Source organism: Streptomyces sp. NPDC059373, from assembly GCF_042751495.1.
GTDB lineage: Bacteria > Actinomycetota > Actinomycetes > Streptomycetales > Streptomycetaceae > Actinacidiphila.
The window spans coordinates 797,506-812,637 of the sequence record NZ_JBHYXC010000001.1 but is presented as its reverse complement, the minus strand read 5'-3'; the positions used below and the strand labels follow the sequence as shown (position 1 = coordinate 812,637).

The 15,132-nt window shown below is 71.4% G+C and carries 14 protein-coding genes; 7 read left to right on the top strand and 7 right to left on the bottom strand.

The genetic code is table 11. The features are described 5' to 3' along the window. The first annotated feature begins 123 nt into the window (after positions 1-123). Positions 124-3,561, top strand: coding sequence for a hypothetical protein (locus tag ACFXJ5_RS03775; protein ID WP_384626302.1), 3,438 nt, complete (start codon positions 124-126; stop codon positions 3,559-3,561). Positions 3,562-3,614: 53 nt separating this feature from the next. Here the strand turns inward: ACFXJ5_RS03775 and ACFXJ5_RS03770 are convergent, their stop codons facing one another. Beyond that, positions 3,615-3,797, bottom strand: coding sequence for an SRPBCC family protein (locus tag ACFXJ5_RS03770; RefSeq protein WP_384626576.1), 183 nt, complete (start codon positions 3,795-3,797; stop codon positions 3,615-3,617). Positions 3,798-3,887: 90 nt separating this feature from the next. Between ACFXJ5_RS03770 and ACFXJ5_RS03765 the strand changes: the two genes are divergently transcribed. Then, entirely contained in the window at positions 3,888-5,039 is a 1,152-nt protein-coding gene (locus tag ACFXJ5_RS03765; protein WP_384626299.1) for a histidine kinase, read from the top strand. Next, positions 5,027-5,671 (top strand): LuxR C-terminal-related transcriptional regulator, encoded by a 645-nt coding sequence (locus ACFXJ5_RS03760; protein WP_384626296.1) that lies wholly within the window; start codon positions 5,027-5,029, stop codon positions 5,669-5,671. The genes ACFXJ5_RS03765 and ACFXJ5_RS03760 overlap by 13 nt, the downstream gene beginning before the upstream one ends. 81 nt (positions 5,672-5,752) lie before the next feature. On the opposite strand, the gene ACFXJ5_RS03755 is transcribed toward ACFXJ5_RS03760, so the two are convergent. Both ACFXJ5_RS03755 and ACFXJ5_RS03750 read right to left on the bottom strand, forming a co-directional pair. Further along, on the bottom strand, positions 5,753-6,724 hold the full coding sequence (locus ACFXJ5_RS03755) for an SGNH/GDSL hydrolase family protein (protein ID WP_384626293.1): 972 nt from the start codon (positions 6,722-6,724) through the stop codon (positions 5,753-5,755). Positions 6,725-6,986: 262 nt separating this feature from the next. Then, positions 6,987-7,187, bottom strand: a complete 201-nt coding sequence (locus ACFXJ5_RS03750; RefSeq protein WP_384626291.1) for a hypothetical protein — start codon at positions 7,185-7,187, stop codon at positions 6,987-6,989. Positions 7,188-7,355: 168 nt separating this feature from the next. Here ACFXJ5_RS03750 and ACFXJ5_RS03745 point away from each other — a divergent pair, with 168 nt between their 5' ends. Beyond that, on the top strand, positions 7,356-7,880 hold the full coding sequence (locus ACFXJ5_RS03745) for a sensor domain-containing protein (RefSeq protein ID WP_384626289.1): 525 nt from the start codon (positions 7,356-7,358) through the stop codon (positions 7,878-7,880). Here ACFXJ5_RS03745 and ACFXJ5_RS03740 read toward each other — a convergent pair. The 3 genes from ACFXJ5_RS03740 to ACFXJ5_RS03730 all read right to left on the bottom strand — a co-directional run bounded on the left by ACFXJ5_RS03740 (position 7,873) and on the right by ACFXJ5_RS03730 (position 12,234). After that, positions 7,873-9,423 (bottom strand): carboxylesterase/lipase family protein, encoded by a 1,551-nt coding sequence (locus ACFXJ5_RS03740; RefSeq protein ID WP_384626286.1) that lies wholly within the window; start codon positions 9,421-9,423, stop codon positions 7,873-7,875. The genes ACFXJ5_RS03745 and ACFXJ5_RS03740 overlap by 8 nt on opposite strands. Positions 9,424-9,556: 133 nt before the next feature. Then, the gene (locus ACFXJ5_RS03735) at positions 9,557-11,053 is read right to left on the bottom strand and encodes an MFS transporter (RefSeq protein WP_384626283.1); all 1,497 of its coding nucleotides are present in this window, start codon (positions 11,051-11,053) and stop codon (positions 9,557-9,559) included. A gap of 137 nt (positions 11,054-11,190) precedes the next feature. After that, a complete protein-coding gene (locus ACFXJ5_RS03730) occupies positions 11,191-12,234 on the bottom strand; it encodes a zinc-binding dehydrogenase (protein ID WP_384626280.1) in 1,044 nt (347 codons plus the stop codon). A gap of 543 nt (positions 12,235-12,777) precedes the next feature. On the opposite strand from ACFXJ5_RS03730, the gene ACFXJ5_RS03725 reads away from it, so the two are divergent. Further along, on the top strand, positions 12,778-13,272 hold the full coding sequence (locus tag ACFXJ5_RS03725; RefSeq protein WP_384626277.1) for a MarR family winged helix-turn-helix transcriptional regulator: 495 nt from the start codon (positions 12,778-12,780) through the stop codon (positions 13,270-13,272). Between the two features lie 186 nt (positions 13,273-13,458). On the opposite strand, the gene ACFXJ5_RS03720 is transcribed toward ACFXJ5_RS03725, so the two are convergent. Further along, positions 13,459-14,397 carry a helix-turn-helix transcriptional regulator gene (locus tag ACFXJ5_RS03720; RefSeq protein ID WP_384626274.1) on the bottom strand — a complete coding sequence of 313 codons (939 nt, stop codon included), beginning with the start codon at positions 14,395-14,397 and terminating at the stop codon, positions 13,459-13,461. On the opposite strand from ACFXJ5_RS03720, the gene ACFXJ5_RS03715 reads away from it, so the two are divergent. Both ACFXJ5_RS03715 and ACFXJ5_RS03710 read left to right on the top strand, forming a co-directional pair. Next, a complete protein-coding gene (locus tag ACFXJ5_RS03715; protein ID WP_384626272.1) occupies positions 14,396-14,665 on the top strand; it encodes a carboxymuconolactone decarboxylase family protein in 270 nt (89 codons plus the stop codon). The two genes, ACFXJ5_RS03720 and ACFXJ5_RS03715, sit on opposite strands and share 2 nt — an antisense overlap. Before the next feature lie 34 nt (positions 14,666-14,699). Continuing rightward, a complete protein-coding gene (locus ACFXJ5_RS03710; protein WP_384626270.1) occupies positions 14,700-15,113 on the top strand; it encodes a (R)-mandelonitrile lyase in 414 nt (137 codons plus the stop codon). The last annotated feature ends 19 nt before the right edge of the window (positions 15,114-15,132 follow it).

Below are 15,132 nucleotides of genomic sequence, written 5' to 3'. Positions count from 1 at the left end.
CTCCCTTTCTCGAGCCTCCGTTCTTAGCGGCTGAGGCGTCCTTCGACGGCCTCGTACGTCCGCAAGGGGCAGCGATCGCGATCCTTCATGTCCTGTCCCGGCAGGAGGAACGGAGGAGAGACGATGATCACGCAACTCGCCGCGCTCGATGGCGCGATCGCAGCCGTTGAAGACATCGACCGAGGCCTCATCTGGGTCCTGGAAGGCGGCCCGCCCGGCCTGGCGTCGTGGAACCGGTCCGCCGGCCGGCTCGACCGGCACATGGCGCTCGGTTCCACGCCGAGCGGCGTCGCCCTGAGCGGGGACCGCCAGGAGGTGCTGATCGCCTTCCGCGACGGCACGATCGTCGCGGTGCCGGCCGACGATCCGAGCGCGGGAACGACGCAAGTCGCCCAGACGGCGCAGACTCTCGGCCAGCTGGCGGCCACCACCCCGCCCAGTGGCCGCGGCCACGCGCTCGCAGTTTCCGAGGACCAGGCGCGGGTGCTCGCCGTGCGCCTCGGCGACGGCCAGGTGCGCAAGCTCGCCGACATCCCGAACCTGACCGGCGTCACCGCCGGCGCCCAGGACGTGTGGGCCGCGGCCGCGACGGCGGGGGAGGGCCGTCTGCTCAAGGTCACGACCGGCAGTACCCAGGGCGTCGTGGCCGGCCTGCTTCCCACCGGGCACGTGACCGTCAGCGCCGACCGCGAGCTGCTGCTCACCGCACACCCCGCCGCCGACCGCGTATCGGTCTTCCGCTTCGCCGACGGCAGCGTGACAACCTGCGCCACCGACGTGCCCGACCTCGACGGGCGCATCGTCGAGATGCACGGCCTCGACGACGGACACCTCCTGCTCCTGACCGCCAACGGACTCGCCGTCGCCGACGACCTCTCCGACCTCGAGAGCCGGCCGCGGCTGGTGCCGCCGGCCGAGCCGCTGTTCGTGGGTTCCTGGACGCCGCTGCAGTACGACCTGTCGGGATCCGCGCTGACGGGCGACGATCTGTCGTTCGTCGTGCACGGCGACCCCGACGCCGCGCTGATCTCGCACACTTCGACAACCCCCGGCCCGGGCGGCCACAAGGTACCGATGCTGATCGCCGGCGGGCTGCTCGGCACGTTCGAGGTCTCCATGGTCGACAAGAGTTCGGGCCAGGAGCTCGACCGCGTCACCTTCGAGGTGACCGATCACTGGCGCGACCCCGACCACGGGCCGTCGAAGATGGTTCAGGGCGACAGCGCGCCACCGCCGGCCGGCGACTGGGGCGGCGGGCCGAGCACCCCTCAGAACCTGGGCACGAACGCACACAACGGGCACTGGCGCGTCCTCGTCCTGCTCGTCAACACGTCCGACGGGTCGTTCCCGACAGCCGCCGCCGACCTCGCCGCGGCCCGTAAGGCGATCCTCGACGAGGTCCAGGACGGGGTCGCCTTCAACGGCCAGACCCGCTCGGCGCGCCTTTACTACGAGGAACTGTCCGGCTGGAACGCCGCAACCAACCGCGGCCTCACGATCCAGGCCTACAACAACCGGGTCTACGGACCGGTGGACCTGCCGCAGGGCTGGACGAGCTACTTCGCCCAGAAGAAGAACGCCGCGGGGACGGTCATCGACGAGCGCTGGTCGTCGCTCGGCGCGACCGTACAGACGATCGTCACGCGCACCATATCGACCGGCCTGCTCACCAACGCCGACTACGGCAACATCGACGTGCTGCTGATGGTGCCGTTCTCCCCGGACGCCCCGGGGACGGGAACCAAGCGCTTCGTGTGGCCGCACGCCAGTGCGGCTCAGCCCTTCCTGGCCGGGACCAACGTCTCCACCGACCAGGAGACCTTCGGCTTCGTCTTCGCGCCGCCCGACTTCGCGACGCAGGACGGCCGCCAGTTCCACACAACGCTGTCGCACGAGTTGGGGCACACCCTCGGGCTGCCCGACCTCTACAACTTCCCCTCCTACACGCCGAACGTCACCAGCCGCCTCACCGGCGGCTGGGACCTGATGGCGGGCAGCCGCGACGAACTGCCGCACTACACCCTCTCCAACCGCATGCGTCAAGGGTGGGTCGATGCCGGCCACCTGAAGCTCTACAACTTCAGCGGGGCGGCCAGCGTCAGCGAGCCGGTCACGCTGCACGCAGCCGAGCTCGGCAGCCCACCGGCCAACCGCGTGCGCGGCATCGAGATCCGCCTGGCCGACGGCTGGAACACGTACGTCGAGTACCGGGGCCGCCAAAGCGGCCAGATCGGCGACACGTTGCCGACCGATCGCCGCGTGGTCATCTGCGACGTCACGTCGGACGCGTTCGTGGCGCCCAACTCACGCCCGCCGATCATGTTTGTCCAGAAGGACGCGGACGGGGACGGGCCCATCCTGGACACCGCGGCCGACTACGAGGACATCGACCCGGCGACGCACAAGACGCTGCTCGTCAAGGTCGACTCGACGGCGGCCGACAACGCGGTGGTCAAGGTGGAGTACGGCTCCAACGGGCGTCCCGACCCGGGCATCCGCCCCTGGACCGGCGGCCCCGACTGGCAGAGCCCCGATATCGAGGTCCGCAACGCCAAGTCGATGGCCGACCCCGCACGCTGGTTCAACACGCCCTGGAGCGGCAACCCGAACACCGTCGTGGCCAAGGTCCGCAACAGTGGCGACCTCCTGTGCAAGGGCGTCGTCGTCGACTTCTTCGCGGTCGAGTTCACCACCGGGGACGGACCGATGGTGTCGTTGGGCAGCGATACGCACGACATCGCGCCCGACGCGACCCAGGAGTTCACCGCCGAGTGGTCCCCGCCCAACTCCGGCGGCCACTACTGCATCGTGATCCGTATCCGGCTCTACCAGGACCCGACGGTCGCCGGTGTGATCGAGACGAACATCTACAACAACGAAGCCCGGTCCAACTACACCCGCTTCGTGTCGGCGTCCGCGTCGCCGTCCTCCCGCGCGGTGGCCAATATTCAGCTGGCCAACCCCTTCGACGAGTCCACCCTGGTCAAGGCGGTCGTGCACCAGACGCATCCGTACCACCGCGTCTACATCGATCACCAGTGGTTGCGCGTCCCGGGCGGCACGAGCCTGCCGGTGCAGGTCTTCGACGAGGCACTGGCGGGGTTCCCCGAGGCGGACGGTCAAGGCGACGTCACCGAGCTGCTGTGGGCGCGCGACAACAAGGTCAGCGTCGAGGGCTGGGCGGAGCGGCCGTTCGCGGCCGACTGCGGCGCACCCACCCTGACCGGCGGGGCAGGGATCCGCGTCGGCTCAGGCCGGGCGACGGTGACCCGGATCGAGGACGCGCGATTCGGTTCTGCGCGCGGTACCGTCGAGTTCGTCGACAGCGGCGGCGGCGCGCCGGACGGCAAGGTCGTCGTAGTCGTGCAGGAGGCCGACAGTGCGGGCGTGATCGATCCGATCGGGGACCGCGTCACGGCTGACGGCACCGTGCACAACGGTCGCTTCGCGATGGAGTTCGAGCGACCGCTCGACGCCGAGCACGGAGTCGTGCAGGCTCACTTCCTCGGGGACTTCGGCGCCGCGCCGTCGGAGAGCGAGCCGGTGGAGGCGCAGCGCTGAGCAGGGGGGCGCGGGCCGAGGCGGGAGAGCTGTGTGCCTGCCGCAGGACGGCGTCAGGCATCGAGCGGGGTCCAAGGGGGTATGCCGCGGTAGGCCCGGCCGACCATGGTCACCCAGCGGTGCACGGCGTCCTCGTTCGGGGCGAAGGGCCCTGGACGGAAGTGCGGTGAGGCCAGCCCGCGCTGCACCGACTCGCAGGCCGCCTGCCGCTGCCCCCGGCCCTGGAGGAGGCTGATGCCCGCTCCGAGGGAGACGACGCCGAACTTCGGAGATCAACGATGCCGTGGCCCGCCGGCGGATGCGGTGGTTCGCCTAACCTGATCACCATGCGGAAGACGGTGCGGCAGGCGGCGCGGGCGACGGGCCGGCTTGCCATGGCCGCGGTGCTGGCCTTCGGCTCGTACATATTCATCACCGTGCTGCTGATCACGGCCACGGCCACAGTCACGGTGGTCGGTGCGGGGATGCTGCCCGAGACGGTGCTGCTGGTGCGCCGGATCGCCGGGGCCAAGCGGCGGATGGTGGCCGGCTGGACGGGCCGGGAGATCCCCGAGGCGTATCTGCCCATCGAGGGCCCGGTCCGCGAGCGCCTGCGCACGGCGACCCGCGATCCCGGAACGCTCACCGACATGCGCTGGATGGTCGCCTACTACGGCTACGGCTGCCTCCCGTACCTGGCGTTGCCGCTGTGGCCGGTGGGCCTGCTCGTCGACGGCGTGTGGCAGGGAGTGCTGGGCCGCGAGGCGGTCGTGCTCCCGCTGATCAGCCGTCTCGTGGACCTCGACGCCGCGTGGTCGACCGCCCTGCTCAGGCCGTCGCCGAAGGCGCGGCTCGCCGAGCGCGTCGAGGAGCTGACCGAGACCCGGGCGGGCGCGGTCGCCGCGCACGGGGCCGAACTGCGCCGTATCGAGCGGGACCTGCACGACGGCACGCAGGCGCGGCTGGTCTCGCTGTCGATGCGGATCGGGCTGGCGAAACGGGCGTACGACCGCGACCCGGAGGCCGCGCGCAGGCTCCTCGACGACGCGCAGGACCAGGCCGAGGAGGCGCTGACGGAGCTGCGGCACGTCGTACGCGCCATCCACCCGCCGATCCTCACCGACCGGGGTCTCGCCGGAGCCGTACGGGCGCTCGCGTCGAGCAGCGGGCTGGATGTCACCGTGCGTGTGGTCGGTCTGGAGGACGGGCCGCGGGCGCCGGCGGCGGTCGAGGCGGCCGCGTATTTCGTGGTGGCCGAGGCGCTGACGAACGCGGCGAAGCACAGCGGCGCGGAGCGGGCCGAGGTCCGGCTCGCCCGCACACTGGGCGGGCTGGCGGTCTCCGTCCGCGACGAGGGGCGGGGCGGCGCCGACGAAGCGGGCGGTTCCGGGCTGCTGGGCATGCAGCGCCGGATCGCCGCACTCGACGGTACCGTGCACGTGACCAGCCCCGTCGGGGGCCCGACGGTGATCGACGTGGAGCTGCCATGCGTGTGGTGATCGCCGAGGACAACGCCCTGCTGCGGGAAGGGCTCGTCCTGCTGCTCACCTCCGCCGGGCACGAGGTCGTGGCCGTCGCCGGCAGCGGACCCGAGGTGCTGCCCGCGCTGCTCACCCACCGCCCGGACGCCGCCGTGCTCGACGTCCGGATGCCGCCCGCCTTCCGCGACGAGGGCCTGCGCGCGGCACTCGAGGCTCGCAAGGAGATCCCCGGCCTGCCGGTGCTCGTGCTGTCGCAGTACGTCGAGGAGTCGTACGCCGCCGAACTGCTGGGCGGCGGCGCCGGCGGGATCGGCTACCTGCTCAAGGACCGGGTCGGCCGGGTCGACGAGTTCCTGGACGCCCTGGACCGCGTCGCGGCCGGCGGCACCGCCCTCGACCCCGAGGTGGTGACCGAACTCCTCACCCGCCGCCGGGACTCGCCTCTCGACTCGCTGACCCCCCGCGAACGCGAGGTCCTGAAACTGATGGCCGAGGGCCACGACAACACGACCATCGCCAAGACCCTGGTCGTCACCGAGCGCTCGGTCAGCAAGCACATCGGCAACGTCTTCCTGAAGCTGGGGCTGCCGCAGAGCGACAGCGGGCATCGCCGGGTGCTGGCAGTGCTGGCGTACCTGAACAACGCGTAGGGATCCAAGAGCTCGGGGGAGGGTTCCGGCCGCGGCGCGGGACCGCCTCCCTCGAGGCGGTCCCGGTCGGTGACGCCGTGCTCAGTCCTTGACGGCGCTGAGCACGGCGTCGGCCATGCCGCGTTCGCCGCGTGCGTTGGGGTGCACGGGGGCGGCGGGCGTCAGGGGGACGAAGGGCTCGATCCAGCGGGTCTCCGGTGCGGAGCAGGCGTCGTGGCCGACGGAGGGGGCGTAGGTGTCGACATAACCGATGCCGGCGTCTTCCGCGCGCTGCTTCAGCGTGGTGTTGAGCTGTTGCAGCTCGTGGTGCAGGAAGGCGACGTCGCCGGGTGCGAGGCCCATTTCGCGGCCGCAGTTGCCGCTCTTGGACGGCAGGATCGCCGGATAGCCCACGACGTAGACCCGCGCCTGCGGGGCACGGTGCTCGACTTCCTTGAGCGCGTCGGCGAGCCGTTCGCCTGCCGTCCGGATCCTCTGCTGGATCTCGTCGGTGCCGCCGGAGACGTACTGTCCCTGGCAGGGTGCGTCGTCGCCGGTGTACTTACCGCTGCCGGTGGCGTAGTAGAAGATGCCTGACTTCGCGCACCGCTTGACCAGTTCGCTGAAGCCGATGTCGTTGCCGCCGAGGCCGATGGTCACCAGGCGGGTCCTGGAGGACAGCGCGGACAGCTGGGCCGGGTTGGCCCCGTCGCCGGTGGACTGGGATCCGGAGAGGTCGTTGATGGTGGCGCCGCCGCAGCTCATGTCCCGGAAGTCGGAAGCCTGGATGTCCAGTTCCCGGGCGACCAGTGAGGGGTAGTTGCGGTCGGAGCGGTCGCATCCGGCGGGCGTTCCGGTCCGGTCGGGGATCCCCGGGCCGGCGGTGTAGGAGTCGCCCAGCGCGACGTACGAGTCCGTGGACATCGGGGAGCCGACCGTGCCCTTCACCGGGGTGGCCGTCGCGGTCGCGGTGGCGGTCGAGTCGTAGTTGCCGTCCTGCTTGCAGCCGACCGTGGTGAGGAGGAGGCCGCCCGCGGCCATCACGGCCAGTCCGGCTCGTGCGTAAGCCTTCATCAAAGTGTCCTGTCTTCCGTCTCAGGTGGTCCCATACGGGCGTGTTCGCGTTGGACACCAGGCCGGTGATCGGCGGGCTGAGCCCATGAGCAGGAACACGGGCGCTGTACCGACGTCGGCCCCGGTGAGAGGGGAGGGGCGATGTCGGCAGGTGTCCTCGGGCCCGGCAGGGGATGGGGGTTGCATCCGGCCGCCGGGCCCGGGACTGCGACGATCCCCGTCCCCGGGGATTCGGCGCGGCGAGGCGGAGGAGGGGCGTACGTCAGGCGCTCTGCCCCTGCTGCTGTCGCTGCCCGCTGCCCTTGCGGAGGCCGAGGCCGGCGCCGATGGCGACGACGCCCATGCCGACGGAGGTCGCGATGCCCTGGGCGCCGTCGACGACGAAGGGTGCGGCGAGGGCGACGACGAGGTTGAAAAGGAACAGGAACCAGAGCACCGGCCGGGACGAGAGCAGCGACTTCATGAGGGTTTCCTTCTGGATGGGGGCTGTGAGCTTCCGAGATCAACGATTCCGTCGCTCACTCGCCGCCACGAGGTAGTGCACTCCCGAACCGGGGGTGTAGCCCGCTACACCATCGTTCGGGTGCCTGCTCGCCCGCGTCCGTGCGGGACGCCGCCTAGCGTGAGAAGCATGCGGAAGACGGTGCGGCAGGCGGCGCGGGCCACGGGCCGGTTGGCCATGGCCGCCGTCCTGGCCTTCGGCTCGTACCTCTTCATCACCGTGCTGCTGATCACGGCCACCGTCACGGTCGCGGTGGCCGGTGCGGGGATGCTGCCCGAGACGGTGCTGCTGGTGCGCCGGATCGCCGGGGCCAAGCGGCGGATGGTGGCCGGCTGGACGGGCCGGCGGATCCCGGAGGCGTATCTGCCCATCGAGGGCCCGGTCCGCGAACGGCTGCGCTCAGCGGTCCGTGATCCCGGCACGTTCACCGATCTGCGCTGGATGGCGGCCTCTTACGTCTACGGCTGCCTGCTGTTCCCGGCGTTGCCGCTGTGGCCGGTGGGCCTGCTCGTCGACGGCGTGTGGTGCGGGCTGCTGGGCCGCGAGGCGGTCGTCCTGGCCACGCCCCGCTGCCCACCCCCGCCGGGCACCGGGGCGTGGCCGTCGCCGACGGCGGGGCCCGAGGCCCTGCCGCGGCGAGGTTCGGTCACGTGAGCAGCGGCAGCGCCCAGAAGGTGTGGTCCTGCCAGAGACGTCGGGAGGCTTCCTCCGGGTAGGCGGTGACCTGCGGGTCCACGTCGAGTACTTGGACCAGCCGCCGTACGGTGTCGTACGGGGGCCAGCCCGGGTCGCCCGTCGTGGCGAAGGCGGTCCAGGCCGCGCGGAAGCGGGAGGACAGGGCCTCGGCCTCCGGTGAGGGTTCGGAGCCGGCGAACAGCAGTGAGCCGAGGTCGGCGTCGAAGGTGCCGAACAGCAGCGGGATGTCGAGGCCGTGGCAGGCGCCCAGGACGCCGCCGTTGCCCGGGGCCGGCCAGGTCAGCTCGTACACGTGGGCGCGGCCGCCTCCGGCGATCTGGGCCTCGGCCAGGTGCAGCGAGGGCATGCGGAACAGCCAGTCGGACTGGACCCGTTCGTACAGCTCGCCGGGCGAGGCGGCCGGGAAGGCGGCGCGGTAGGCCCGTTCGCCGTCCGGTCCCGGTGCGAACAGGCGCAGTGCCGCCGACGCTTCCTCGTCGCTGATCTTCCCGAGCTGTCCGCCGAGGACGACGAACAGCTGGAACTCGTCCCTGTTGTGTCCGGCGATCAGCTCCACGTCCCGTGCCGCGCCGGCCGAGAGCGCCTGCCACGGAGTGGTCGGCAGCACCTCGCCGTCGACGACGGGGGAGAAGGGGGTCTGGGTGGGGACGACCTGCCCCCACCTTTCCTCGTACTGGCGCATCTTGGTGCTCAACGCCTGCCCTGCTGCGGTCAGTTGGCGTGGATCCACGGTGGACAGGTCGGCGACCGTCGGCCGCAGGCCCGCCTCGGCGGCGAGGGCGGCCGCGATGTCCCGGGCCAGCTCGTCCGAGAAGTAGGTGCCCGGCACGCTCTGGGCGATGGCCCGCCGGAAGAGCCCCGCAGCGCTCGGCATGGCCAGTAGTGAGGCGACCGATCCGGCTCCGGCCGACTCTCCGAAGACGGTGACCTGACCGGGGTCGCCGCCGAACGCCGTGATGTTTTCCCGTACCCATTCCAGGGCCGCGATCTGGTCGAGCAGGCCGCGGTTGGCGGGCGCCCCGTCGATCCGGGCGAAGCCCTCGATGCCGACGCGGTAGTTGAGGGTGACCACGACGACGTCGCCGTCGCGGGCGATGCGCCGGGCGTCGTAGCCGGGGCTGCCGGAATGGCCGAGCTTGTAGGCGCCGCCGTGGATCCACACCATCACAGGGCGGCGGGCGGCCGGGTCCGGGTCGGGTGTCCAGACGTTGACCGTCAGCCAGTCGTCGCCGGTGGGCGCGTCCAGTACGCCGGTGCGGCCCTGTATCCCCACCTCCTGCGGGGGCGGCGGACCGAAGGCGGACGCGTCCCGTGTCCCGTCCCAGGCGCGCACGGGGCGCGGCGCCTGGAATCGGGCACCCCCCACCGGCGGTTCGGCGAACGGGATGCCGCGGAAGACCGCCAGGCCGCCCTCCCGGCGCCCGCGCACCGCACCGGCGGCGGTACGCACCGAGGGCTCGGCGGAACCGCATTCGGTCTCGCGTGACTCGGCTGTCGTCATCGATGACTCCTCACTGGTCGCTGCCCCTGGAACGATATGGCCGCACAGACGCCAGGCGGTCGCCTCCCGCGAGGAGCGGGACGGCGACCGCCCTGGCGCCCGGTGATCGACGGGCATCCCCGCACGCCTGGCGCTACGCCTTCGCCTCGGACACCTCCGCAGCCTCGGCCTGCTCGCCCGGACCTGCGCCGGCGGGCGCCGCCTGGGTGGCGGTGGCGCGCCGGCTGGGGAGGAAGGCGGCGAGGGCGAGGGCGAGGAGGGCGGCGCCGGCGCCGATGGCCATGACGGTCTTGAAGCCGTTCTCGGCGGGGAGTGCGGTGGTGCCGAAGGTGGTGGTCATCTGGGCGAGGATGACGCCGGCGAGGGCGCTGGCGAAGGAGGTGCCGATGGAGCGCATCAGGGTGTTGAGGCTGTTGGCGGAGGCGGTCTCGGTGGCGGGTACGGCGCCCATGATGAGGGCGGGCATGGCGCCGTACGCGAAGCCGATACCGGCGCCGATGATGCACGAGACGAGGATGAGGTGCCAGACCTCGGACATCAGGAGGATGTTGAGGCCGTAGCCGGTGGCGACGATGACGGCGCCGAGCATCAGGGTGATCTTGGGGCCCTTGGCCTTGGAGATCGCGGCGGACACCGGTGCCATGGCCATCATGACCAGCCCCTGCGGTGCGAGGACCAGGCCGACGGTGAGCATCGACTTGCCGAGACCGTAACCGGTGGCCTGGGGCAGCTGGAGCAGTTGGGGCAGGACCAGGGACATGGCGAACATCGAGAAGCCGAAGGCCACGGAAGCGAGGTTGGTGAAGAGCACCTGACGGCGGGCGGTGGTGCGCAGGTCCACAAGCGGCTGGGCGGTGCGCAGTTCGTACGCACCCCAGGCCGCGAGCACGACGACGGCGGTGGCGAACAGGCCGAGGGTGGTGGCGCTGGTCCAGCCCCAGTCGGAACCCTTGGAGATGGCCAGGAGCAGGGAGACCAGCGCGGCCGACAGGCCGAGGGCGCCGATCAGGTCGAAGCGGCCGCCGGCGCGGACCTTCGACTCGGGCACGATCGTCAGGACGAGTGCGAAGGCGACGGCGCCGAGGGCGGCCGAGGTCCAGAACAGAATGTGCCAGTCGAAGCGGTCGGCGACGAAGGCGGCGACCGGCAGGCCCAGGGCGCCGCCCACTCCCAGTGAGGCGCCCATCAGCGCGATGGAGCCGGTGAGCCGTTCCTTGGGCAGGATGTCGCGCATGATGCTGATGCCGAGCGGGACGACGGCGGCGGCCAGTCCCTGCAGGGTCCGGCCGACGATCATCGGGACCAGGGAGTCGCTCAGCGCGCAGACGACCGAACCGGCCACCAGCAGAACGATGCTGACCAGGAGCATGCGGCGCTTGCCGAACATGTCGCCGAGGCGGCCGACGACCGGTGTGGCGACGGAGGCGGCGAGCAGTGTGGCGGTGACCGCCCAGATGGTGTTGGACGCCGAGGCGTGGAGGTACTTCGGCAGCTCCGGGACGATCGGGATCACCAGGGTCTGCATCAGCGAGACGACGATCCCGGCCAAGGCCAGCACTGCCACCACGGCGTTCGACTTCGGCGGGGCGGAACCCCCGGCCTCGGCGGATCGGGTAAGGGCGTCGGACATGGCGGAGCCTCCGTCGGGAGAAGGGGGGATGTTGCGGAGATTGCTTAACTCACTCAACGATAATAGAGATTGATTGACTTAGGCAAGCGCATCGGATCGAGGGATGGGCGGCAGGAACCCCGGACGCCTTCTGCCGCCTACGGCTGGTCGTCGAAGGTGACGACGACCTTTTCGGCGGCGCCCGGTGTCCTGGCGAGCAGGAAGGCGCGCTCGACGTCGGAGAAGGGGACGCGGTGGCTGATCAGTTTCGCGAAGCGGTCCTGGTGCTCCGCGAGTTCGGGGGTCACCTCGAAGATCTCGGTGGGGTAGCCCTGGGACGCGACGAGGGTCAGCTCGCTGCGGAGCATGCCGCCGAGGTCGATGTCGTCGCCCTTCTTCTGCACGGCCACCATCACCAGGACGGCGTGCCACTTCGCCGAGGCCAGCACGGTGTTGAAGACGGCGGTGGCGCCCGCCGCGTCGATGTAGATGTCGGTGTCCGGGCGGGGCTGGCCCAGCGCGTTGGCGCCCTGGCCGTGGAGCTCGGTCAGCCGTTCCGTGACGTCCTCGGTGGCGGAGTTGATGACCGCGTCCGCTCCGACGGCCAGCGCGGTCTCCAGGCGTCCGGGGACGATGTCGACGACCACCACGTGCGCGACGCCGCGCAACTTCAGCCAGATGGTGGCGCCCAGACCGATCGGCCCGGCGCCGAACACCACGACCTTGTCCTCGGGCCCGGCCTCGGAGCGGTTGACGCAGTGGCGGGCGACCGCCATCGGCTCGTTGAGCGCGGCGACGTGCCAGGGCACGGTGTCGGGGATGACCGCCACGCTCTCGCCGACCACGGCGTCCTGGATGAGCAGGTACTCGCGCATGCCGCCCAGCTCGCCGCCGCAGCCGATGATGCCGGAGGGGGCGCCCTGCGGGTTGATGACCACGCGGTCGCCGACCTTCAAGCCGTCCACCTCGGCGCCGACCTCGACGATCTCGCCGGCCGGTTCGTGGCCGAGCGGCAGGGAGATCATCGACCCGCCGGGACCCATGGGGGTGCCGCCCAGGTGGAGGAAGAAGGTGTCGGTGCCGCAGATGCCGCAGGCGCGGACCCGCACCAGGGCGTCCTTGGGGCCGGGTACGGGGCGTTCGATGTCCACCACGTCGATCTCGTTCTGCTCGCCGGTCCGGACGGACTTCATCGTGGCCATGGGGAGACTCTTTTCCTTCTGTAGGTGCTGGATACGGGTATTGCATTGCTGGGCTCGCGCGGGTCCTGACGGACTCCGGGGAACCGCGACCCGACCGGAGCCGGGAGCCGGAGGTGCTCGCGTCGGCGGGCGCGGATGTGGGGCGGTGTCCCGGAGCGGTGGGGCCGACGGTCGGCTTCGGGGACGCAGGGGCCGTACGAGGACCGGGGACGCGGCACCGAGGGTGTCACCGGGCCCGGCGGCGGACGGGGGGAGTGTCCCGGCCGCCGGGCCCGGCGACTGCGCCGTACCCCGTCCCCACGGGTTTCGGCGCGGGGGCCGCTTCCGCTCGAGGCGGCCCCGGTCTGGGTGACCACGGTCCGGGATGCCGTGGGTTCGGGTCTGCGTCAGGTGGCTCCTGGGACGGGAACGGGGGGTCGGCCGGCCCTGGTCACGACAGTCGCGCAGCGGCTTGCTTGAGTTAGGCAAGCATGGCTGGGTTACTTAAGTCAAGCAACGATATGATCTTGCTTGACTAAGGCAAGTATCTGTTACCGTGGTCCCATGCACACATCGTCAACCGCAGCCCCCGTCTCGACCGAGGTGAGCGAGATCGAGCAAGCCCTCACCCGCGTCGCGTACCTGGCCGGCCGGGCCCGGCAGCACGAGCGTCTGATGGCCATCGCCGGACTGTCGCTCGACCGAGCCGCCACCGCGATCCTGCGGAACATCGCCGAGAGCGAGCCACTGCGACCCGGTGTGCTGGCGGTCCGGCTGTCCGTGGAAGCCTCCCACGTCAGCCGGCAACTGCGGCAGCTGGAGAAGGATGGCTACGTCATCCGCGTCCCGGACCCGGACGACAGCCGTGCCCATCGCATCCAGCTCACCGACGCCGGCCTGGCCGCGGTCGAGCGCATCCGCGAGGCGAGCCGCCGCGGCATCGAGATGGCCCTGGCGGACTGGTCGACCGAGGACCTGCGGCAGCTCGCCACGCTCTTCCACCGGCTGGTCGACGACTTCGTCACTCACGCCGAGGCCGAGGTCGAGCCCTCCGCCTGACGGAGCTGCGGCTCCCGGCGCAATGACTGCCGCCCAGGACAGCGGCGCGCTTCCCGCGGCGACCCGGTCCGGTTCGCCTCGCTGTTGCGCGCACTCGCGCACGGCGGCGCCGACCTCGCCTACGCCGGGCACCTCACGCCGGACGGCAAGGGCCACGCGAGACCTGGCTCCCGCCCCGGAGGGGCGTCAGGACGAAGGCGGCGAAGCCCCGCCCTCGGTGGTTGCCGACGGCCTGCTCGGCGGCACCGCCTCGTTCGGGGGGTGCTCGTGTGCGGCCATGTCGAGGAGGACCATCGCGTCGTACTCGGGGGTGCCGGGTTCGGCGTAATAGGCGACCAGGCGGTGGCCGGGGGTGCCGTCCAGCTGCATGGACTGGTAGCCGAGGGTGAGGTCGCCGACGTCGGGGTGGTGGAAGGTCTTGTGGCCGGGCCTGTGCCCCTTCACGTCGTAGCGGTCCCACAGGCGTGCGAACTCCGGGCTTTTGAGCAGGAGTTCGCCGGCGAGCTGGGCCAGGTCGGGGGCGTCCGGGTCGGTGCCGGCCAGGGCGCGCAGGCGGGCGACGCAGCCGCGGATCTGGTTGTCCCAGTCGTCGAAGAGCTCGCGGGAGGCGGGGTGGAGGAAGACGTAGCGCGCGATGTTGCGCTGCTTTGCCGGCCACTTCTCCATTCCGGCGAACAGCCGCAGCCCGCTCGGGTTGGAGGCGAGCACATCCGTCGTGCGGCTGACCACGTGTGCGGGGTTGGGCCGCAGGCTCTCCAGTAGAAGCTTGATGCCGGGTCGTACGGTCCGGCTGGGCGCGACGGGCGGTTCCGGGGCGTTGCGGGCGGCGCGTGTGGCGAGGTCGCGCAGGTGCTCGTGTTCGTCCGGTTCCAGGAGGAGGGCGCGGGCCAGGGCGTCGACCACGGATGGGCTGGGGCGGGTCTCCTTGCCGCGTTCCAGGCGGGTGTAGTAGTCGATGCTGATCCCGGCGAGGGTGGCCAGTTCCTCGCGGCGCAGCCCGGGCGTGCGGCGCAGGCCGACGCCGGCCGTCAGGCCGACCTCGGCGGGGGTCACCTGGGCGCGGCGGGCACTCAGGAATCGCCCCAGCTCGGTGCCGCCGCTGCCGGTCCGCTGCTCACTGCTCATGCCTTCAGTCTTGCAGCGCCGTGACCTGCGCGGCAGGCGCGTGGGGGGCCCTGTCGCACCCCCGAACGCCGCTCCCCGGCACAGCGCGGTCTGCCACGCGGCGAGCGCAGCGGCGAGGGTTGAGAACGGGCTGACCAAGGACGAGCTGGTCGAGGCCATCACCCACCTGGCGTTCTACGCCGGATGGCCCAACGCGATGAGCGCGATCAGCCGGCTCAAGGACATCGTCGAGAACCCGGCCGAGGCGCAGGCCGACAGCGCAAAGTGATGCAAAGTGACGCAAAGCAACAAGGAGAACCACGATGGAAGTCCAGCCGAAGAAGCCGTCCACCAAGGGCCCGGCTCAGATGTTCACCGGTGACGTCTGGTTCGACGTCATCGCGGCGGGCCAGGAGCCGTCCCGGTTGCGGGTCAACATGGTGCGCTTCGCGCCCTGCTCCCGTACGGCCTGGCACAGCCACGCGGTCGGGCAGACCCTGCACGTCACCGAGGGTGTCGGGCTGGTGCAGTCCCGCGGTGGCGAGGTCGTCGTGATGCGCCCCGGCGACACCGTCCACACGCCGCCGGGCGAGTGGCACTGGCACGGCGCCGCCCCCGACCACTTCATGACGCACCTCGCGATGTGGGAGGGCCCCGGGGAGGGCGACGGCCCCGAATCCGAGTGGGGTGACCACGTCACCGACGAGGAGTACGACGCCCGGCCCGCGTCGAGTTGACGATGACCGAGACGACCGA